Annotated in this window: 15 protein-coding genes and 1 pseudogene; 12 read left to right on the forward strand and 4 right to left on the reverse strand. The window is 65.0% G+C overall.

The window, feature by feature from the left end:
* Positions 1-29: 29 nt before the first annotated feature.
* A complete protein-coding gene (locus tag P0Y59_00590; protein WEK00231.1) occupies positions 30-1,430 on the reverse strand; it encodes a CapA family protein in 1,401 nt (466 codons plus the stop codon).
* Positions 1,431-1,541: 111 nt separating this feature from the next.
* Positions 1,542-2,960, reverse strand: a complete 1,419-nt coding sequence (locus tag P0Y59_00595; GenBank protein ID WEK00232.1) for an aldehyde dehydrogenase — start codon at positions 2,958-2,960, stop codon at positions 1,542-1,544.
* A gap of 269 nt (positions 2,961-3,229) precedes the next feature.
* On the opposite strand from P0Y59_00595, the pseudogene P0Y59_00600 reads away from it, so the two are divergent.
* Positions 3,230-3,349, forward strand: a pseudogene (locus tag P0Y59_00600) (IS3 family transposase).
* Between the two features lie 18 nt (positions 3,350-3,367).
* Here the strand turns inward: P0Y59_00600 and P0Y59_00605 are convergent.
* A complete protein-coding gene (locus P0Y59_00605) occupies positions 3,368-4,279 on the reverse strand; it encodes a LysR substrate-binding domain-containing protein (GenBank protein WEK00233.1) in 912 nt (303 codons plus the stop codon).
* Between the two features lie 94 nt (positions 4,280-4,373).
* Between P0Y59_00605 and P0Y59_00610 the strand changes: the two genes are divergently transcribed.
* The 8 genes from P0Y59_00610 to P0Y59_00645 all read left to right on the forward strand — a co-directional run bounded on the left by P0Y59_00610 (position 4,374) and on the right by P0Y59_00645 (position 15,879).
* Positions 4,374-5,405 carry a DUF1338 family protein gene (locus P0Y59_00610; GenBank protein WEK00234.1) on the forward strand — a complete coding sequence of 344 codons (1,032 nt, stop codon included), beginning with the start codon at positions 4,374-4,376 and terminating at the stop codon, positions 5,403-5,405.
* Positions 5,402-6,838, forward strand: coding sequence for an FAD-binding oxidoreductase (locus P0Y59_00615; GenBank protein WEK00235.1), 1,437 nt, complete (start codon positions 5,402-5,404; stop codon positions 6,836-6,838). Before P0Y59_00610 ends, P0Y59_00615 begins: the two co-directional genes overlap by 4 nt.
* Positions 6,835-8,031, forward strand: coding sequence for an aspartate aminotransferase family protein (locus P0Y59_00620; protein WEK00236.1), 1,197 nt, complete (start codon positions 6,835-6,837; stop codon positions 8,029-8,031). The genes P0Y59_00615 and P0Y59_00620 overlap by 4 nt, the downstream gene beginning before the upstream one ends.
* Positions 8,031-9,035, forward strand: coding sequence for an arginine N-succinyltransferase (locus P0Y59_00625; protein WEK00237.1), 1,005 nt, complete (start codon positions 8,031-8,033; stop codon positions 9,033-9,035). Before P0Y59_00620 ends, P0Y59_00625 begins: the two co-directional genes overlap by 1 nt.
* A 1-nt stretch (position 9,036) precedes the next feature.
* The gene (astD, locus tag P0Y59_00630) at positions 9,037-10,437 is read left to right on the forward strand and encodes a succinylglutamate-semialdehyde dehydrogenase (protein WEK00238.1); all 1,401 of its coding nucleotides are present in this window, start codon (positions 9,037-9,039) and stop codon (positions 10,435-10,437) included.
* A 103-nt stretch (positions 10,438-10,540) separates the two neighbouring features.
* On the forward strand, positions 10,541-12,064 hold the full coding sequence (locus P0Y59_00635; protein ID WEK00239.1) for an aldehyde dehydrogenase family protein: 1,524 nt from the start codon (positions 10,541-10,543) through the stop codon (positions 12,062-12,064).
* 137 nt (positions 12,065-12,201) lie between these two features.
* Entirely contained in the window at positions 12,202-14,328 is a 2,127-nt protein-coding gene (locus tag P0Y59_00640; GenBank protein WEK00240.1) for a TonB-dependent receptor, read from the forward strand.
* Positions 14,329-14,346: 18 nt separating this feature from the next.
* Entirely contained in the window at positions 14,347-15,879 is a 1,533-nt protein-coding gene (locus P0Y59_00645; GenBank protein ID WEK00241.1) for a hypothetical protein, read from the forward strand.
* Positions 15,880-15,910: 31 nt separating this feature from the next.
* On the opposite strand, the gene P0Y59_00650 is transcribed toward P0Y59_00645, so the two are convergent.
* Entirely contained in the window at positions 15,911-16,903 is a 993-nt protein-coding gene (locus P0Y59_00650; protein WEK00242.1) for a DUF1611 domain-containing protein, read from the reverse strand.
* A 247-nt stretch (positions 16,904-17,150) separates the two neighbouring features.
* Between P0Y59_00650 and P0Y59_00655 the strand changes: the two genes are divergently transcribed.
* From P0Y59_00655 to P0Y59_00665, 3 genes are read left to right on the forward strand one after another with little or no spacing between them, the layout of a single operon-like run.
* On the forward strand, positions 17,151-18,527 hold the full coding sequence (locus P0Y59_00655; GenBank protein WEK00243.1) for an amidase family protein: 1,377 nt from the start codon (positions 17,151-17,153) through the stop codon (positions 18,525-18,527).
* Between the two features lie 11 nt (positions 18,528-18,538).
* On the forward strand, positions 18,539-19,660 hold the full coding sequence (locus tag P0Y59_00660; protein ID WEK00244.1) for an AraC family transcriptional regulator: 1,122 nt from the start codon (positions 18,539-18,541) through the stop codon (positions 19,658-19,660).
* Entirely contained in the window at positions 19,650-20,924 is a 1,275-nt protein-coding gene (locus tag P0Y59_00665; GenBank protein WEK00245.1) for an MFS transporter, read from the forward strand. The genes P0Y59_00660 and P0Y59_00665 overlap by 11 nt, the downstream gene beginning before the upstream one ends.
* Positions 20,925-20,946: the final 22 nt, after the last annotated feature.

Raw genomic sequence — 20,946 nt, forward strand, 5'->3', positions numbered from 1 at the left:
CCGAGCTTCTTTGGCATGCGGTGTCTTGATCAGGCGCGAACGGTGATCACACCGATGTCGCCGACAATCTCGATTTCGGTCCCAAATGGTGCCGAAAGTTTCTTGAGCGTCTGGAGGATCGCGTGGGCATGGTCGCCATGGGCGAGGCTCGGAGAACCGCTGCGCTCGCCGGCATGGGATTCCAATGTAATCGGATACAGATCGATCCGCTCAAGGCGGCCAGCGACAAAAGTGCAGATTGGCACGAAGCCGTCGAACCAGGAGTCGGGAACGTAGATCTTCTCTCCGCTCGGAGCATCCAGTATTCGATCTCCGCCGAAATCGAGGAAAAGGCTGCCGAGCCCGTAAAAGATCGGCTTACCCTTGAAGATTTCGATGCCGGCGATGATGTGCGGCCCGTGCCGTGCGACGATATCGGCGCCCCGATCAACCACTGAATGGAAAAGCTCGACCTGGAAGTTCGCCGGCCGGGGATCGTTGGGACTGGCGGCCTCGTTGGCGCGCTGAAGGACCATCGGATTGAACGGTACCGTGGGCGCCTCGGCATCACCTGCGGTCTCATGTGCATGGATCGAGAACATCACGAGATCGGCGCGCTGGCGCGCTTCTCCGACCGCGGCCAGCAACGCATCACGATCGTCTGGCTTCATCTCCCAATGCATCGCGGCCGCCGGGCCGGGCCGGAACAACTGGTCGTCGATTCGAAATCCGTCGCCCTCGGGGAGCGCGAGTGGACCCACTGCCTGCCGTACCGCCTCGAACTGACGGCGTGGCAGCAGACGTACCTTTCGCACATGCAGCGAACTGATACCGGGGCGAGTCTGAGAGGATATGCCGTGTCGTTCGATCGCGGAACCGGCGACGGCCAACGGCGGAAAGGTCGAAGCGGTCGCGACCAGCGCGACAGCCCCTTTCGGGCTGTCGACATATACCGGCCCTCGCGCCGCGACATCGCTCAGTCCGGCACCGCCCGCGACAATCCCGGCGGCGGAAAGATTGCGGAGTGTCGCGGTCAGCCCTTCCGGTCCGAAGTCGGTCGCATGGTTGTTCGCCACCGAGACGAGCGAGAGACCCATGTCCTTCATGTCGCGCGCATGCGAGGCGTATCGCAACGGCTGGCCTCCGCCATTTTCCGCCGCCGGATACCCCATGAAACCCTTGAGATCGAAGACCGAATTTTCCTGATTGGCGAAGCCGATGTCGGCGGTGCGAAACAGTTCGGCGACTTCGGCAAAAGCCCGGTCAGTGAGCCGGTTCATCGGATGGAGCGGCCCGATGAGATCGCCGCCCAATGCGACGCGGATCGTCGCCGATCCTTCCGCGGGAACCGAGCGCGCCAAAGCCGGTGCCGCCGCGACGAGCAATCCACCAAGGCCAGCGATCGCGAGCCTGCATCCTCTTGCGATCGATATCTGGTCGAAACCGGGCATCCTGTCACTCTCCTGCCGTCGCGCGGAATCGGTCGATCTTTTCGTCGCCTAGGATTGAAGACGCGCGACGCCGGCTGATCGTCGGAGAAAATGAACGGACGGCGCGCCCGCCTAGATCGGATAGTGTCCAGCCTCCGTCGCGATGGTGATCCAGCGGAGTTCCGTGAAGCTGTCGATACCGGCCGTGCCGCCGAAACGGCCATAGCCCGAGCCATTGACCCCGCCGAACGGCATCTGCGGCTCATCGTGCACGGTGGGCCCGTTGACGTGACAGATGCCCGACTTGACCTGGCGCGCGACGCGAAGCCCGCGTGCGGTATCGCGGGTGAACACCGCCGCCGAGAGGCCATAGTCGGTATCGTTGGCGAGCGTGATCGCGTCGGCCTCGTCGCGGGCGCGGGTGATGCCGACGACCGGGCCGAAGCTCTCGTCGCGAAACAATCTCATCGTCGACGTGACGTGGTCGATGACATGGGCCGGCATCAGCACCCCGTTTGCCGTGCCGCCCACGAGCTGGGTGGCGCCCGCGGCCAGCGCATCGGTGATCAGTCCCTGCACGTGATCGACCGTCTTCAGATCGATCACCGCACCTAAGGGTGCGTCGCCCTCGCGCGGATCGCCGACAGGCATGCTCTCGACCTTGGCTTTGAATTTCTCGGCAAAGGCGTCCGCCACACTCTCAACGACGATGATCCGTTCGGTCGACATGCAAATCTGGCCGGAATTCATGAAGGCACCGAACGCCGCGGCCCTCACCGCCTCGTCGAGATCGGCATCTTCCAGCACTAGGAGCGGCGCTTTCCCGCCAAGTTCAAGCAACACCGGCTTCAGCTGTTCGGCGGCGCGCTTGGCGATGATCCGGCCGACCTTGGTTGATCCAGTGAAGTTGATCCGCCTGACCGCCGGATGATCGATCAACGCGCCGACAACCTCGGCGGCATCCTCGGGGGCATTTGCGATGCAATTAACAGCGCCCTCGGGGAAACCGGCGGATGCGAACGCCTCGACAATCAGCTGGTGCGTGCGTGGGCATTGCTCGCTGGCTTTGAGTATCACGGTATTACCGCAAGCCAGCGGCACGACGATCGCCCGCACGCCAAGAATGATCGGCGCATTCCAGGGGGCGATACCAAGGATGACACCGACCGGCTCGCGCAGGGCCATAGCGATGCAACCGGGCTTGTCGGATGGAATCACATCGCCGCCGATCCGGGTGGTCAGTGCCGCCGCCTCGCGGATCATGTCGACCGCGAGCTTGTGGTTGAAGCGCGCCCAGCGCTCGGTCGCGCCTGTTTCGCTCATCATCGCATCGACTAGGGCGTCGGCACCTTTCGCCAGTGCATCAGCCGCCTTGCTGAGCATCGCGCGCCGCGCATTGGGGCCAAGCGCTGACCAGGCAGGGAAGGCGGCCGCCGCACGATCGGCGGCGGCCAGCGCATCCTCGACGCTCGCCAGCGGCACCGTGACGCCGTCCTCTGTCGCCTGCAACGCTCGGCGGGTGGGGCTCCGTGCCTCGTGCGTCTCGTCCATCATGTTTCCCCGTTCACCCGCTCTGATCCACTATTTCCATGACGCGGCAGTCGCTCCGATCGTCAGAAACGTGACCCCGAGCTTTCCGCCAGCCGGGATTACCCGTCATTGACCTGCTGCCCGTTTCCTGGACCGTTTCGAGCACGAGAATCTGAACGGCTGAGGTGCTACCCGTTCTGGGACCGCCCAGCTGGGCGTCATCCAGTTTGATCTGCCCTTGCTGAGTGGCCCGGAGACTATGATAGTCTGGACTACCAAAGGGACGCGGAATGCCATTCAAGAAGCACAAGCCGGAAGAGATTATCGGCAAGCTGCGTGAGGTTGAGATCGTGCTGGCGCAAGGGGCGTCTACTGCCGAAGAGTGCCGCCGGTTGGTGGGGGCAGATCAGGCCCCGCGCCGGGCCGGATTACAGGATGTCGGACTTCACAACCGCATCGACCTGCTCGTCCATCCATGCGCTGAAATCGACCATCGCGCCATTGTCCCGCCAGTTGAGGCGTCGCACCAGATAATAAGCGTCGTCGGTGAGTAGCGGCTGTTCGAACGGCATGACCAAGCTGCCGTTCGCGAGTTCCGGTGAGATCAGGAATTCCGGAATCAGCGCTACGCCCGCGCCAGCGGCGACGGCCTGCGCCAGCATCAGAAAATGCTCGAACCGCTGCCCCTCCAGCTTGGGCGGGTCGGCAATACCACGAGCGGTGAACCAGCGGTTCCACGCATTGAGGCGGGAAGCCTGGAACAATAAAGGTTTGTCGATCAGGTCGCGCGGAGACTCGATCGGGTTGCGGGCCAACCAGTCGGCGCCGCAGACGACCACCGCGCGCTCGCCGAACAGGTGCAGATGCGACGCATCCGGCCAGTCGGGCTGGCCGAAATGGATCGCCCCATCGAACCCCTCTTCCTTCAGGTCGAACGGAAAGGAGCGCGCCGCGAAATTGACCGTCATCTCCGGGTGGCGGGCTGACAAGCCCGGCAGACGCGGCGCGAGCCAGCGCATGCCGAAGCTCGGCAGTGTCGCGATGAGCAGCGTCCGCCCGGCGCCGTTCGCGAACTGGTCGGTCGCCAGCCGAATACGATCCAGCGCAGGCCTGACTTCATCGGCATAGGCACGGCCGGCCGCGTTGAGGGTGATCCGGCGCCCATGACGATCGAACAGGCTCGTCTGCAGCCACTCCTCCAGCAGCGCGATTTGCCGGCTGACGGCGCTTTGCGTGAGGCCGATATGCTCAGCCGCGCGCGAAAAGCTGCCATAGCGCGCGGCCGCCACGAAACTGTTGAGCGCCGCCATCGGTGGGAGAGATCGTCGACTTTCATTCATTCCAATAGCTCATTTGCTGATGACGCAAATCCGTTTTGAATCGTGCTTATCCTACCTCAGATGACTGCACGCCGTTGGCTATGAAGTCGAGGTAATGATGAATCGGTATGAAGATGTCGTGAGCGAACTGGTTGGAGCCATGCTGTCCGAGGACCGGGCTCGATCGGCACAAGATATACTCGAACCGATGGCCGCCGCCACTCCCGGCAGCACGGCCGGGAGCTGGGTTGACGCGACCGATTTCGCGATAGCGCTTAACACGCTGCTGTTCGCCGATCTCCTTGCCCGCGCGCCTACCGGTGCAGCCTATGTCGAGGAAGTAAGCCGGACAGGCCGGCGCGTATGTTTTGACCATGGCGCGCTGCGCACGATCCGCCTGCCGCATGGCGACACCGGTGCCCTGCCGCCCGGCGAGCTGGCGTTCCGTCGCATCCTCGAACCGCTCGGCTATGAGGAAGCCGCAATCTATCCGTTGCCGAAGCTGCGCATGACCGGCCGTGCCTATCGTCATCGCGCGCACCCCGAGACGATTCCCCAGTTCTTTGTCAGCGAACTCGATGTTGATCAATTCGACGCCGGGTTCATTGCCGCGGCCCGGCGCGTCTTCGGCAGTTCGCGTGATCCGATCGACAGCGATACGGCGGCGGCGCTGGCGCGGCTCGGTCATGGAGAGGTGCTGGAGCGGCATGTCGCCCTACGGGCGCTGCGCCGGGTGCTCGGCGCGTTTGCCCGTCAGCATGACCGGCCGATGCTGACGGATTATGAGATCCTCAGGCGTTCGTCGGCGGAGGCGGCGTGGATTGCAACGGAAGGCAATGCCTTCAACCACGCGACCGACCGGGTCGCGGATGTGGTCGCGTTGGCCGAGACTCAGCGAGCGCTGGGCCGGCCGATCAAGGACGGCGTCGAGTTCTCAGCTACGGGTCGGGTGCGCCAGACGGCATTCCGCGCCGATCCGGTCGAGCGCTCGTTCGGGATGCCCTCCGGCCCGGATCATATCCTGTCCGTGCCCGGATCATTCTACGAATTCATCACGCGCGACGTGGACCCTGCGACCGGCGCGCTCGATTTGTCGTTCGACAGCAGCAACGCCACCGGCATCTTCGGCATGACTAGGGCGGCATGACCGACGCGGATGCACTCTTGCTGAGCGCGCTCGCCGGGATCGTCGGTGAGGCGCAGGTGCTGACCGAGCCGTCCGATCTGGTCGCGTACCGTATTGACGGTCGCGGCGGAGGCGGCGGCGAGCCGATCGCGGTCGTCCGGCCGGACGATGCCGATCAGGTATCGGCGCTTGTCCGGCTGGCAGCCAGCGCCGGCATCCGTCTCGTCGTTGCTGGTGGCCGCACCGGCCTGACCGGTGCCGCCCTGCCCCCCGAACAGGGGCGCTGCCTAGTAGTCAGCCTGGAGCGGCTCGCGCGCCATATCGAGATCGATCCCATGAACCGCACGGCAACGATCGACGCCGGCGTCCGTCTCTCGGTGCTCAATGCCGCCGCTGCCGAGCACGGACTGAACTTCCCGATCGATCTTGGCGCTGACCCGGTGATCGGTGGCATGATTGCCAACAATACGGGTGGCGCCCGCCTGCTACGCTATGGTGATGTACGCGCGAACCTCCTGTCGGTGGAGGTTGTCCGTGCCGATTCCGGCGGGACGCGTATCGCGCTGGGTGCTCCGTTGAGGAAGAACAACACCGGGCTCGATCTCAAGCAATTGCTGGTCGGTGGCGGTGGTTCGACCGGGGTCGTGACGCGTGCCACCGTCGCCTTGCATCCCGTCCCCGTCACCCGGCTGACTGCGCTGCTGGCGCTCGAAGATCCTCATGCCACGCTGCCGCTGCTGATCGCGCTCGAGCGCGACTTCGGCGCCTTGCTGTCGGCGTTCGAGGGAATGAGCGAAGCGGCGCTCCGTGCCGCCGCCGCTCATGTCCCCGGCCTTCACCTGCCGTTCGGGCGCGTCCCGCCCTATGCCGTGCTGGTCGAGCTCTCGGCAGGCGCAGCCTTCGACGAGGATATGCTGGAGGAGCGTCTCGCCTCGGCGCTCGAACCGTTCATGACTGGGGAGGGGGCTTCCGTATGGGACGCCGCGATCGATCGCCGTGGCCGGCTATGGGCGGTGCGCCATGCGATACCGGAAGGACTGCGTGCCAGGGGTATAGTGGTGGCTTGTGATATCGCGCTGCGCCGGGGCGACGTCATGGCCTTTCGCGATCGCATGGCGGGTCTTCTCGCGCGCCACGCGCCGGGCTTGTTGCCGCATGATTTTGGTCATGTCGGCGATGGTGGGCTCCACTACAATCTCGTCTGGCCCCGCGAGAGCGGCACGCCCGATCCAGCCATGTTCGAGAAAGCGCGTACACTGATCTTCGATACCGCCGTCGAGGCGTTCGGCGGCAGCTTCAGTGCCGAGCACGGCATCGGCCCGCGCAACATCGCCTATTACCCCCGCTACGTCCCCGGGGCGGTGCGCCGCCTCGCCGGAGACGTCCAGCGCATCATGGCCCCGGTCTCGATCGGCCGGGTCGATTTTGGAACGACAGGAGAGGACGCGAAATGAGCGACGCATTGATGGGCGTGTACAATCGGGCGCAACTCGAGGTGGAGCGGGGCGAGGGCGTGTGGCTGCACGCCCGCGACGGACGGACCTTTCTCGATTGCGTGGCAGGCATCGCCACCAACAGTCTGGGCCACGCCCATCCCCGTCTGGTCGCTGCACTGGAGAAGCAGGCGCGCAAGCTGTGGCATGTCTCGAACATCTTCCGCATTCCCGAGCAGGAGGAACTGGCGGCCCGGCTGGTCGACGCGACCTTTGCCGACCAGGTCTTCTTCGGCAATTCGGGGTCGGAGGCGATCGAGTGTTCGCTCAAGACCGCACGCCGCTATCACGCGGTCAATGGTGCGCCTGAACGGATCGACGTCATCGGCTTCGCCGGCTCGTTCCATGGCCGGACCTATGCAGCGGTGAATGCGTCGGGCAACGCCGCGTATCTCGACGGCTTCGGGCCGCGTCTTCCCGGCTATGTCCAACTCACGATCGACGACCGCAAGGCGATCGAGGAAGCGGTCCGACGGCCGACTGCTGCGGCGGTGATCGTCGAGCCGGTACAGGGCGAAGGCGGTGCGCGGGCGCTCGACGGCGAGTGGTTGTTGTGGCTACGCCGGCTGTGCAGCGCCAACGGCGTCCTGTTGATCTTCGACGAGGTGCAAAGCGGCATGGGTCGTACCGGCCGGCTGTTCGCTCACCAATGGTTCGACGGCGCAGCGCCCGACATCATGGCCGTTGCCAAGGCGCTCGGCGGCGGGTTCCCGATCGGCGCCTGTCTCGCCACGGCGGAGGCAGCCAAGGGAATGACCGCAGGTACGCACGGATCGACCTTCGGTGGCAATCCGCTGGCGATGGCGGTCGGCATTGCCGCCTTCGACGAGATTGCCCGCGAGGAGACCCTTGCCAATGCTCGGGACGTGTCGGACCGGCTGCTGAATGGATTGCGCGATCTCGTGGCTCGTTTTCCCGACGTGGCCGTCGACGTGCGCGGCAAGGGGCTGCTGATCGGGGTCAAGATGCTGCCGAACAACCGCGACATGATGGCGCTAGCCCGTGATCATGGTCTGCTGGTGGCCGGTGGCGGTGACAATTGCATCCGGCTGCTCCCGCCGCTCATCATCACCACAGAAGAGGCCAACGAGGTGCTGCACCGGATCGAAGCGACCTTCGCGGCCGCGCGCTCCCGCTTCGCCGCCGCTGCCTGATGTTGTTCGTCCGACCCGCCGGGCCGGCGGATATCGACGCGCTGATGGAACTCGCATTCCTCTCGGGACGCGGTTTTACCAGCCTGCCCGAGCATCGGCCCACGCTGGCGCAGCGGCTCGCCCTGTCCGAGCGCAGTTTCGCTGGCGCGGTGCTGCCGGAAGAGGCCTGGTACGTGTTGATGCTCGAGGACAGCGACACCGGTCGCATCGAGGGCGTCGCCGGGGTCAGAGGCGGGGTCGGCATCCAGCGTCCGCATTTCTCGTTTCGGGTGATGACGCTTGCCCAATATTCGTCGGCGACCCAGACTCGCTTCGATCATCAGGCGCTCGTGCTGGTCAACGAGAGTGGCGGCTGCTCCGAGGTTGGGTCGCTGTTCCTGCGTCCCGGCAAACGGCAGAGCGGCGCCGGATCGCTGCTCGCACGGTCGCGCTACATGCTGATCGCGACCGCGCGGAATCGTTTTGCAGACACGATCATGGCCGAACTGCGCGGCTGGTTCGACGAGAATGACGCCAGCCCGTTCTGGGAAGGCATTGCCCGCAAGTTCTTCCGCCTGCCGTTCGAGGAGGCGGACCGGATGATCACCCTGACCGATGGCCAGTTCATCCTCGATCTCGCGCCGCGCCATCCGATCTACCTCGAACTGGTCGATGCGTCGGCACGCGAGGCTATCGGTGCGGTGCATCGTCAAGGCGAAGCAGCGCTGCGGATGTTGGAGCGCGAGGGCTTCTCCCGTTCGGGACTGGTCGACATCTTCGACGGCGGACCGACCGTCACCTGCGCGCGTGACGACATCGTGACCATCCGCGACGGTGCCCGGCTGACCGGGCGCATCGGTGCTGTGGCGAGCGGTACGCAGATGCTGGTGGCATCGCCGGATCTTGCCGGCTTCCGTGCGATCCGCACCCTTGCCGAGCAGCGATGCGACGAACTGCTGCTGTCCGAGGAGGACGCCCGCCTGCTGGGCTTACGGGACGGCGATCCCCTTTATGCGAGCAAGTGACATGACGATGCGATCCATCGACCCCTCCTGTGGTGAGATCGTCTGGGAAGGTGCTGCGACTAGGCCGGTCGAATGTCGTGCCGCAGTCGCCCGCGCCCGCGCCGCTTTCCCGGGCTGGGCCTGCACGCCGCTGGAAGAACGCATCGTCATCGCCCGTCGGTTCGCCGACCTCCTGCGCGAGGAAGCCGAGGATCTCGCCACATTGATCTCGCGCGAGACCGGCAAGCTGTTGTGGGATAGCCGGGGCGAAGTCGCCGCGATGATCGGCAAGGTCGAAATCTCGATTGCCGCCCAGGCGGAGCGCGCCGGCTCGTGCGAGACGGTAATGCCGTTCGGCCGCTCGGTGCTGCGGCATCGCCCGCATGGCGTGATGGTGGTGCTCGGTCCCTATAATTTCCCCGGCCACCTGCCCAACGGACATATCGTGCCCGCTCTGCTGGCGGGCAATTGCGTGGTGTTCAAGCCGTCCGAGGAAACACCTGCCACCGGCGAACGGATGGCCGGCTTGTGGCAGCGTGCCGGGTTGCCCCGCGATGTGCTGCAGGTCGTTCAGGGCGACCGAGAGAGCGGCGGCGCATTGATCGACGCTGATATCGACGGGTTGCTGTTCACCGGCTCGGCCGAGACCGGGCGCTATTTTCGCCGTGCATTGGTCGACCGGCCATCAGTGATCCTCGCACTGGAACTGGGTGGCAACAATCCGCTGATTGCCTGGGATGGCGATGCAGAGACGGTGGCGAATTTGGTGATCCAATCCGCCTTCATCACCACCGGGCAGCGCTGTTCATGTGTGCGCCGCCTCATGGTGCCGCAGGGCCGGCAGGGCGAGGCGATTGTCGATGCGGTACAGGCGCTGGCGGCGCGGCTGCCGGTGAGCGCGTGGAACGACGGCGTTGACGCTTTCATGGGGCCGTTGATTTCCGCCCGCGCTGCCGCCGCCGCCCGTACTGCCTGTGACGGTCTCTCGGCGCGAGGCGCGAAGATGTTGCTGCCCGCAGGCACGGTCGAGGGGCGTAACTCTGCCTTCATCGCCGCGGGGCTGTTCGATGCGACAGGGGTCGAGCTTCCCGACGCCGAGATATTCGCGCCAGTGCTTCAGGCTACCCGCGTCGTCGATTTCTCCGAGGCGATCGCCCGTGCCAACGCGACAAGTTTCGGCCTGTCGGCGGGACTGATCTCGGCCGATCCCGCGCTATGGGATCGTTTCTCGACCGAAATCCGCGCCGGTGTGGTCAATTGGAACCGGCCGACCACCGGAGCCGCTTCCACGCGACCGTTCGGTGGCCTTGGCGAATCCGGCAACCACCGCCCCAGCGCTTTCTACGCAGCCGATTATTGTGCGTATCCGATGGCCAGCTTCGAGGCAGGGGTGATCGAGGCGCAGCCGATATCCGGCCTCTAGCCGCGACGTCCCCGCTCCATCAAGTCCCCGGCCAAAATGCGAAATGGGCAGTCGGCATCTTGATAAGCCCCGGTCGACGAAACCGCGATGGGAGTGAGGCGCAATGACAGGGTATTTGAGGGACCGGACCAGGGAAATTCTGGGCGACCTGGGTGTGAAGGCTGCCTTGCTGGAGGGCGGATCACTCATCGTCACCTCGCCCATCACCGGCGAGGCGCTGGCCGAACTGACGGTCAATGCAGTCGACGATTGCGACGCGGCGGTCGCGCGTGCGGTGGTGGCGTTTCGGCGATGGCGGCTCGTACCCGCTCCCCGCCGCGGCGAGTTCGTACGGCAGTTGGGCGAGGCGTTGCGTACCCACAAGGAGTCGCTTGGCTGGCTGGTGACGGTCGAAGCCGGCAAGGTCCTGTCCGAAGGACTGGGCGAGGTCCAGGAGATGATCGACATCTGCGACTTCGCGGTGGGCCTGTCGCGTCAGCTTTACGGCCTGACGATGCCGTCGGAACGCGCCGATCACCGGTTGGCCGAGCAATGGCACCCGATCGGCCCGGTCGGCGTCATTTCAGCGTTCAACTTCCCGGTTGCGGTGTGGAGCTGGAACGCCGCGCTGGCGCTGGTCTGCGGCAATTCAGTGGTATGGAAACCATCGGAGAAGACTCCGTTGACCGCGCTTGCGGTGCAGGTGCTTTTCGAACGGGTGGCCACCGGGTTTGGCGAGGACGCGGCAGAGGACCTGTTGCAATTGCTGATCGGCGGGCGAGAGTTGGGCGAGCGGCTTGCCGGAGATCCCGGCATGCCGGTACTGTCGGCTACAGGCTCGACCCGGATGGGCGGCGAAGTCGGGCGCACCGTCGCTGCCCGCTTCGGCCGTGCGATCCTCGAACTAGGCGGCAACAACGCTTCGATCGTTACGCCCTCCGCTGATCTCGACCTTGCCCTTCGGGCGGTCGCTTTCAGCGCGATGGGGACCGCTGGCCAACGCTGCACCACATTGCGTCGCTTGATCGTCCATCATGAGATCGCGGACGATTTCGTCGCCCGGCTGCTCAGGGTCTATGGCGCGGTGGCGGTTGGCGATCCGCTGGCCGGCGACACGCTGGTCGGTCCGTTGATCGACCGTGCCGCATTCGAGGCGATGCAGGCAGCGCTTGATGCGGCGCGAGCTGCCGGTGCGCGGGTTCATTTCGGTGAGCGCCTGCCCATGGGCGAGAACGAGGCCTTCTACGCCCGTCCGGCACTGGTCGAGGCGGATCGGCAGGAAGGGCCGATGCTGCACGAAACCTTCGCCCCGATCCTTTACGTAGTGCGGTATTCGACGCTGGACGAGGCTATCGCATTTCAGAACGACGTGCCGCAGGGCCTGTCCTCCTCGATCTTCTCCACCGACATGCGGGAGGTCGAGATATTCATGTCGGCCGCCGGGTCGGATTGCGGAATCGCCAATGCGAACATGGGTCCATCTGGCGCAGAGATTGGCGGGGCGTTCGGTGGAGAGAAGGAGACCGGCGGCGGCCGCGAAAGCGGCAGCGACAGCTGGAAGGCCTATATGCGGCGGCAGACGAATGCCATCAACTACGGCCGGTCACTGCCCCTGGCGCAGGGTGTCCGCTTCGACCTCGACCTGTGACGTTTCGGGCAGGCGCCTTTACGCTCAGGTGTAAAGGCGCCTGCCTTCTCCGCTAAGCAGAACCGCGCGCGAACACCGAAGATCGCTCCATAATTGCGGCGCATTCGACTGCCGCAGATATAAGGAGGATATATATTATGGTGGGGAAGAAAGACCGGCTCCTTTTTTGTACCGCGGCGCTGGCGGTAGTGCTCGCGCCGGGGATGGCGAGTGCGCAGGACGCCGGAGACTCACCCCACGAGTCCGATATCATCGTCACCGCGCAGCGTCGCGAACAGAGCGTCATCGACGTGCCGCTGACCGTCAATGTCCTGTCGGCAGCGGACCTGACCAAACGCGGCGTCACGTCGTTGCAGGACATTGCCCAGAATGTTCCCGGCCTGGACGTGTTCTCGCAGGGAGGCGGCAAGCAACTGATCCAGATCCGCGGCATCAACAGCCTGAGGGGCACCTCCTCACTGGTCGGCATCTACCTTGACGAAACGCCGCTCACCGGCTCGCAGGACGGTTTCTACCCGGTCTATGCCGACGCCGGCGCACTGGATCTCGCCCGCGTCGAGGTGCTGAAGGGGCCTCAGGGCACTCTGTTCGGCGAGGGGGCAATGAGCGGTGTCATCCGTTACGTCACCAACGACCCAAGGCTCGACCGGATTGGCGGCAATATCGAATCCTCGATCTTTGCGACCGATGGCGGCAGCGCCTCCGGCCAGGTCAAAGCCGCACTTAACGTCCCGCTCTCCAGCACGCTGGCGGTGCGGTTTGCGGGGGAATATCAGAACAATGGCGGCTGGCTGGACAATGTCGGCACCGGGGCGAGGAACGTCAATTCCAACCGGATCTACGACGGCCGCGTCAAGCTGCTGTGGCAGCCCGACCCGCGGCTGCGCATCGTCGGCATGGTCGACGTCCGCCACAATGACGAGGATTCTCCCTCCTACGCCAATGTGCTCCCCTATGAAAAAGGGCTCTACCGTCACGCGATCGATCCCAACGGGCGGACGAGTGGGGTGTCGGAACTGAACCTCTACAGTCTGCGGGCGGAATATGACCTGGGTTTTGCCGAGCTGATGAGCAACACCGCTCACAGCAGGCGCTACAGCAACAGCAACCTCGACCAGATCTATTACGCAACCGACGATCCGGCTGCCCCGATCACGCTGGAGATCGCCAATACGCGCTATCTGAACAAGCAGTCGATCACCAGCCAGGAACTGCGCCTGACCTCCAAGGGCGACGGTCCGTTCAAATGGGTTGTGGGTGGCATCTACAAGGACGATGACCTGCTGCGCCACTTCCTCGACGGTGCCGAACTGCTCTATCCCCCGAGCACGACTGTCACCATCCTCCAGGAGCCGATCCGGACGACGTCGAAGTCCTGGGCGGTTTATGGCGACGCTTCCTATTCGCCGATCCGTCGCCTGGAGATCGGTGGCGGTCTGCGCTATTCTCACGACAGTCGCACCTTTACCGACGGCGACTTGCCGACCGCGTCCGGGACTTTCGCGCGTGTGACGTACCGCGCGTTCGTGAAGTACGATATCGCTCGCGATGCGAACCTTTATTTCAACGTCGGCAACGGCTTTCGCAGCGGCGGGTTCAACGCCGTGGTCAACCCAGCTTTTCCGCCCCCGCTGACCTATGCGCCGGAACGTTCGATGGCCTATGAGGCTGGCTTCAAGGCGAGCATATTCAACGGGAAACTGGGGGTGAACCTTGCCGCGTTCCAGCAATATTATCGCGGGCAGGTCTATGATCGCGTGGTGCTGACGCCGGTGTTCCTGCAATATACCGCCAATGGCGGCAATACGCGGATCAGGGGCGTGGAATGGCAGCTCACCGCCAACCCCGTGCGGGCGCTAAGGTTGTCGGCCAGCGGCACGGTCATGGGTTCGGTGTTCGTCGCTTCCACGCCCGAGGCCGAGGTGGATTTCCCGCCCGGCACCAGCCCGCTCGCGCTACCCAAATATTCGATCCAGTTCAGCGCCAACTACGCCTTTAACTGGGCCTCGTCCGTCCCCGGCTATTTCGACATCGACTTCAACCACAAGGACAAGCTGGTCGGCGGACAGGGGGTGACGCGTATCGTCACCGGGCCGCAATCCTTTCTGGGCGCGAGCCTGGGGGCGACGGTGGAAGGGCTGGATATCGCGATCTTCGCGCGCAACCTGCTGAACGAGCACTCGCCCTATTATCCGACGCTGGGTGGGATCGGCGCGGTACCCAGGCCCAGGCAGATCGGAATCCAGGTCGGGAAATCCTTCTAGCGGCTGAAAGGGTTGTGGATGTATTCGATAGACGTCGCCGCCTTTCTCCTGCTGATCGCCACCGGCGTGCTCGCCATCGCGGGCCGAAGACGATTTGCCGTGCTGGCGGCGGCGTTGGCCATCGCCGCCTCGCTCGCCGCCCTGGCAATGTATCATTGGCAGGCGACGCCGATGGCGGTGCTCGCGATCATCGCGGTGATTGGCCTGTGGTGGCGGCCCGGCGCCGGGCGCCGGTGGGTGCGCATCGCTGCCGGAACCATCTTCGCGCCTGCCATCGTAGCGACAGCGCTCCCCTATTATCTGTTTCCGCTATTTGTATTGCCCGTCCCTGACGGTCCCTATGGCGTCGGGACGACCCGGATCGAACTGACCGATCCTCGCCGTCATGGCGTCCTGGAAGACGGCCCGGCTCAGCCCCGCCGGATGATGGTGCAGCTCTGGTATCCGGCGTCGTCAAAGGATCAGGGTCCGTTCGCGGCCTATCTGCCGCGCGATACCGTTGTGGCGGACGCGGGGTCGATCGCTCGCAACGCTTTCCACCGCCCGTTCGAGTTGCTTCATCTGGCCGCGATCCGGACTCATGCGCGGCTCGACGCTGAGCCCGCGGCTGGGGCAGGGCGCGGCTACCCGTTGTTCGTCTTCAACCACGGCTACACGATGTATCCCGCGCAAAACACGCCGTTGTTCGAGCGGTTGGCGAGCCATGGCTATGTCGTCGCGAGCATCAGTCACCCCTATGATTCCGCGCGGCAGCAATTCACCGACGGATGGAGCCGCGATACCACGCCCCTGGTGGTATCCCCGGCGATGATCGAAACGCTGGGTGCCCTGGTGAAGGACCAGAGCGTCGATGGCTGGCGGCGGCGCTTCCCGGCCTATGCGGCGGCGGCGATGAAGGACCGGCTGATGCACAGCACCGAGGCGTGGCTGGCCGATACGCGCTTCACCCTTGCGACGCTCGACGGCGGTCGGGCGCCGGCGTTGGCGGGCAGGATCGCCCATGCGATCGACTTCTCGCGTCTTGCCTTCGGCGGCATGTCGTTCGGTGGCGGGATCGCGATGGAGGCCTGCGTTCAGGAAGCCAAGTGTCGCGGTGCGATCAGCCTCGATGGCGTGACCTATGATCCGGCGATGTTCGATCGCGCCGCCGGCCGGCCGATGTTGTGGTTGCATTCAGACTGGCCGCGCTTTCCCCTCTATCCTGACCAGCCGCGTGACCCGCGGCGGCATCCGATGGACTTTGCCTTCCGGCCATGGAGCGGGAGTGCCGCGACCGACGACTTCCGCTTCCGCGTGACGGGAGCAGGGCACCTTGCCTTTACCGACCTGATCCGCATGTTCCGCCAACGGACGCCGCCAGCGCTCTACGGAACTGTCTCCGCGGCTGAGATGGATGGCGTGATTGGCGACTTCTCGCTTGGTTTCCTCGACCGGTTCGTGAACGGCAAGGGCACGGGTTTTCCGCAGGTGCCGCAGGCGCACCATCCTCTGGTGGTCCGGCATATGCCGGACATTACGGCACTTTCGCTGCAAGAGGCGCGCGCCCGCTGAACTCGGGAGCGCGCGCCACTCTGGCTGTCGTTCAGTTGAGGAGAACGTCGAGGATCTGGTCGACACCGTGGCGGATCGGATCGCTGCACGGCAGTCCAGTCTGCGCCTCGATATCGCGAATCGCCGCGTCGATCGCGGCCGGTTCCATGCGTGAGGTGTTGACGCTGATGCCGACGACCCGCGCTTCAGGATTGGTCAACTGCGCCGCGGCCACGTTCATATCTATGCAGCGACGCAGGTCCGGCACCTTGTGATCGAAACCGAGCAGATGAGTGCGGACTGGCTCGTGACAGACGACCAGCGCATCCGGCTGGCTGCCATGGATCAGACCAAGCGTGACCCCGGCATAAGCCGGATGGAACAGGGAACCTTGCCCCTCGATCACGTCCCAGTGATCCGGTGCGGCATCGGGCGACAGCCATTCGGCGGCGCCCGAGATGAAATCGGCGACCACTGCATCGATCGCGACGCCTCGGCCGGAAATCATGATGCCAGTCTGTCCGGTCGCGCGGAAATCGGCATCGACGCTGCGGGCCCGCAACCCTGCCTCCAACGCGAGGGCTGTATATTTCTTCCCGACGGAACAATCGGTGCCGACGGTCAGCAGCCGCTTGCCCGATCGTTTGCGGCCCGAGCCGGGCGTGAAGCGCTGGTCGGGCTGGCGCAGATCTAGCACCGCGCGGCCGGTTCGATCCCGCGCCTCGGCGATCGCGGGAATGTCGTTGAGCCGCTGGTGCATCCCGGCGGCGAGGTCAAGTCCCTGTTCCAGCGCGTCGATCATGGTCGCGATCCAGTGCTGGGGAATGAATCCGCCGACATTCACCACGCCGACGATCATCGTCCGTGCACCAGCGCGCGCGGCTTCGGTCGGGGTCATTTCGGCGATGCCGAGATCGACCGTGCAGCCCGGAAGTCGGTGCTGAGCGAGGACTCGCTCGCCTCGCCACTGCTGAACGCCGGCAGCCGTCTTCGCCGCGCTGAATTCTTCCACGTCGCCCAGGAAAAGCAGATATGGTGCCTGCATCACTACCCTCGTTTCGTCGTTAGGTTCGCGAGCATTGATGACCCAGGCCGCCCCGGGTCGCTTTGCCATTCCGGGGTTGCCATTAGCCGTGACGGTTCGGCGAAAAATACGCGAACTGGCGCGCCCCGATGGCTAAACCGGGCCGCGCGGAATGGTCTCAAATCACCGTCCAACAGCCAGAGCGAGACGGATGACGGAATCGATGCCAGATATCGCGCAACAGACGCCTTCGCAGCCACGTGCGACCATGGCGTGGGAGATCGGCCGCCTTGACGCGCACGACCAGGCCGCGCTCGTCCGCCGGGGCGAACTTACGGCGCGTGAATTGAGCGAGAGTGCGATCGAACGCATCGAGGCGTTGAACGGGGCACTCAATGTCATGACCCATCGCGACTATACTGCCGGGCTGGCCCGGGCCGAGCGCGCCGCAGGGCCGATGGCGGGGGTGCCGTGGCTGCTCAAGGACGGGCTCGACTATCGCGGCATGCCGAACCGCAGCGGCAGCCGCCTGTATCGCGATGCCGGACCGGGGGACGTCGATTTCCCCTTCACCCGCGCGTTCGACGATCAGGGGCTGGTCGCGCTCGGCAAGACCAACGCCCCGGAATTCGGTTTGCTGCCTACGACTGAGCCGTTGCTCTACGGCGCGGCGCGCAACCCATGGTCGTTCGACCGCTCGCCCGGCGGATCGAGCGGGGGGGCGGCGATCGCGGTGGCGACGGGCATGGTTCCGCTGGCCCATGCGGCCGATGGTGGCGGTTCGATCCGCATCCCCGCCTCATGCTGTGGGCTTGTCGGGTTGAAGCCCGGTCGCGGCGCGACCCGCCGCGCCCGCGCGCCGCACCTGATGGAGGATCTGCTAGCCTGCGACATGCTGTTGGCGCGCAGCGTGCGCGACGTGGAATGGGCGATGGGCATCGTCGCCGCGAGCACGCTCCCGGTCGCGCCCCGCCGCGAGAAGGGGCTGCGCGTAGCCCTGGTTACGGAGAATCTGAATGGCCACCAGCCGCATCCTGACGTGCTCGCCAGCACGATGCGCAGCGCAAGGCTGTGCGAGGAGCTTGGCCACCATGTGTTCGAGGCGCGGCCGCCTTATGACGGCCCGGCGGTCATGGCGGCATTCAAGGCGATCTGGGCGTATCTCGCCCGCGATGTCCTGCAATCGGTGCGGGGCCGTTTCGGCTCCGCTGCCGATACTTCCGTCGAGCCCTGGACGCTGGGGCTGGGCGAGTGGGCAGCCGGCGCAGCGATCGATGACGTCGATCGGCTTTTCAGCGCGACGGAGGATGCACGCCGGGCGCTGGACACGGCATTCGGCGACGCCGATGTGATCCTGTCGCCGGTGCTCGGGCTTCCGGCGCTACATATCGGGGAACTGGCCCCCGATGCGGATTTCGATCACATCATGAAGCTGATGTTCGACTATGTCTCATACACCCCGCTACACAATCTGACGGGCCATCCGGCGATGTCGCTGCCGATCCGGCCGGGGCCGGATGGCGTGCCGATAGGCACCATGTTCGCGGCGCGGCGCGGCGGTGAACCGCTGCTCATTGATCTTGCCTATCAGCTCGAGCGGGCGGCGCCGTGGAAAGACCGCTGGCCCGGCCCCGGCAAAGGCTGACGGAGCAGCTCATGACCGATATGTGCCCGCCCGAGATTCTTTCCCGAAGCCTGCAGGACATGCTGACACAGCTCCATGATCCGGCATCGGCGGAGGGTCTTTCGACGCGCAAGGTGGACGGCTGGAGCCACCCTGTGCCAGGCGGCCTGGGCTTCCGCTACGAATATGACGGTAATGTCGCCAAGGGCGGGTGGGAGTTTTACGAGCTTCACAATGGCATCTGCATCGCGTTGGTAAACATGGTGGCGCGCCGTCAACTCGCGCGCAGCCATCGCTGCGACGACTATCTTGCTCTCTCGGCGGTGCTTAACGGCAATGTCCGGCTGGCCGATGCCGCAGGCACTGACGGCGAACTCGCCGATGGTTATTGCACCGTCTACGGCACCGGCGGGGAGCGCAGCTTCGATACGCTCTACGAGGCTGGCGATCACCTGCGCTGGGTGACCCTGTATTTCGAGCGGCGGCGCTTCTTCGATCTGACCGGGCTTGCGGAAAGCGACATCCCGGCGGACCTCGGCCACTATATCCGTGAGGGCGGCGATTACCCGGTTCGCAACGTGCCCTTGTCGGAACTGGCTTCGCTGACCGCGCATCAGCTCATCTCGCCGCCGTTCGCGCGGGCCTTTCGGGGCGCGTTCATGTCAGCCAAGGCGCTCGAGCTTGCCTGTCACATCCTGTTCGGGCTGGCCCAGCCGGACAGTGAGCAGTTCGGCGGCCGGTTCGAGGCGGAGGACCATCGGCGGCTCAAACGCGCGATGCAGATGATCCGCGGCAATATCGATCAGCAGATCAGCGTCCATGAAATCGCCGAGGCTGTCGGGATGACGCGCCATCGCCTGCAGATCGGCTTTCGCATGATCTATGGCGAGACGGTGGGGCGCATCCGCGACAAGCTGCGCATGGAACTGGCACTGGACCTGATCCGCGATTCCAAGATGTCCATGATGGAGATCGCCCTGGAAACCGGATACGAACATGCCGCAAGCTTCACCCGTGCCTTCAAGGCGGCGTTCGGGGTGTCGCCGATCCAGATGCGCAAGGTCGCGAACGACGAACTGCGCGTCCGACACCTTGCGTCCAGTCTCAAGCGCAGCAGCAAATCGGTGAGCGGCGAGGGCGACGATGACGCGTAAGGCGCGCGGTGGGACGACGCCACGCGGCGTGATCGTGCTGCTGCTGAGCGCAATCTATGCGGTCAATTATATCGACCGGCAGATTCTCGCCATCATCCTTGAGCATATCAAGCATGAGTTCGGGGTTTCCGACACCATGCTGGGTCTCCTGGTCGGGCCGGCGTTCGCCCTGTTCTACGCGACGCTCGGGATGCCGATCGCGCTCGCTGCCGACCGGATGAGCCGATCGCGGATCATCATCGCCTCGCTCGCCTGCTTCAGCGTGATGACGCTGGCGTGCGGACTGGTCGCACGGTTCTGGCAACTCGCCATTGCACGGATGCTGACGGGCGTGGGCGAGGCGGGTACTGGCCCGGCATCGCAATCGATCATCTCCGATCTCTATCCCCCGTCCGAGCGGGCGACCGCGCAGGCGATCTACGCCACCGGCGTCAATATCGGCTTGATGATCGCCTTTTTCGCGGGCGGCTGGATTGCGGACAATTACGGTTGGCGCGCGGCATTCGTCGCAGCGGGGCTGCCGGGCCTGTTGCTGACCTTGCTGTCGATGGCGATCCTGCGCGATCCGCCGCGCCCTGCCGTCGCGCCGGCGAGTGCGTCCGCACCTTCGGCCGTGCGGCTCAGCTTCCTGTGGCGGCAGCGATCCTATCGCTACATCGTGCTCGGTACCGCGATGAGCGCCTTTTCCGGCTATGGCATCACTGCTTTCGTTCCCGCCTTTCTCATCCGCTCGCATGGCATGGGGGCGACCGAGGTGGGGCTGATTTTCGCGCTGATCGTCGGGCTCGGCGGCGGGCTCGGTACCTATGTCACCGGCCGCTTCGCTGATCTTGCCGCGAAGCGCGGCGGCATCCAGCGCAACCTGCTGGTGCCGGCTATCGCCGCCGTTTTTTCCACGCCGTTCTGGGTGCCGTTCTTCCTGTCCGGCAATGTCGTGGTCGCGGTCGCGGCGGCAGTGATCCCGATCTCGCTGAGCGCCTCGTTCATTGGTCCGTGCATCGCGACGATCCAGACGATCACGCCCCCCGCGATGCGCGCGCGGGCCGCAGCAATCCAGTTGTTCGTGGGCAATCTGATCGGGCTCGGCCTCGGACCCCTGGTGATCGGGATGCTGAGCGATCTGATGCGGCCGCTGCTGGGTGCTGATTCGCTGCGCTACGCGATGTTCGCCGGGGTGGCGGCGGCGTTCGCCTCGATCCCCTTCTACCTGATCGCAGCACGCCATGTGCCGGAGGATCTGGCCCGACTGAACCGGATGGGCTGATCCGGGCATCTGTCGTCACCTG

Source organism: Candidatus Sphingomonas phytovorans (assembly GCA_029202385.1).
Classification (GTDB): Bacteria; Pseudomonadota; Alphaproteobacteria; order Sphingomonadales; family Sphingomonadaceae; genus Sphingomonas; species Sphingomonas phytovorans.

Coding starts and splice junctions, on each gene's coding strand:
- P0Y59_00615 (WEK00235.1), top strand. CDS start 5,402: ATGACCGACGCGGATGCACTCTTGCTGAGCGCGCTCGCCGGGATCGTC.
- P0Y59_00620 (WEK00236.1), top strand. CDS start 6,835: ATGAGCGACGCATTGATGGGCGTGTACAATCGGGCGCAACTCGAGGTG.
- P0Y59_00595 (WEK00232.1), bottom strand. CDS start 2,960: ATGGACGAGACGCACGAGGCACGGAGCCCCACCCGCCGAGCGTTGCAG.
- P0Y59_00610 (WEK00234.1), top strand. CDS start 4,374: ATGATGAATCGGTATGAAGATGTCGTGAGCGAACTGGTTGGAGCCATG.
- astD (WEK00238.1), top strand. CDS start 9,037: ATGACGATGCGATCCATCGACCCCTCCTGTGGTGAGATCGTCTGGGAA.
- P0Y59_00605 (WEK00233.1), bottom strand. CDS start 4,279: ATGAATGAAAGTCGACGATCTCTCCCACCGATGGCGGCGCTCAACAGT.
- P0Y59_00640 (WEK00240.1), top strand. CDS start 12,202: ATGGTGGGGAAGAAAGACCGGCTCCTTTTTTGTACCGCGGCGCTGGCG.
- P0Y59_00590 (WEK00231.1), bottom strand. CDS start 1,430: ATGCCCGGTTTCGACCAGATATCGATCGCAAGAGGATGCAGGCTCGCG.
- P0Y59_00650 (WEK00242.1), bottom strand. CDS start 16,903: ATGCAGGCACCATATCTGCTTTTCCTGGGCGACGTGGAAGAATTCAGC.
- P0Y59_00635 (WEK00239.1), top strand. CDS start 10,541: ATGACAGGGTATTTGAGGGACCGGACCAGGGAAATTCTGGGCGACCTG.
- P0Y59_00655 (WEK00243.1), top strand. CDS start 17,151: ATGGCGTGGGAGATCGGCCGCCTTGACGCGCACGACCAGGCCGCGCTC.
- P0Y59_00665 (WEK00245.1), top strand. CDS start 19,650: ATGACGCGTAAGGCGCGCGGTGGGACGACGCCACGCGGCGTGATCGTG.
- P0Y59_00625 (WEK00237.1), top strand. CDS start 8,031: ATGTTGTTCGTCCGACCCGCCGGGCCGGCGGATATCGACGCGCTGATG.
- P0Y59_00645 (WEK00241.1), top strand. CDS start 14,347: ATGTATTCGATAGACGTCGCCGCCTTTCTCCTGCTGATCGCCACCGGC.
- P0Y59_00660 (WEK00244.1), top strand. CDS start 18,539: ATGACCGATATGTGCCCGCCCGAGATTCTTTCCCGAAGCCTGCAGGAC.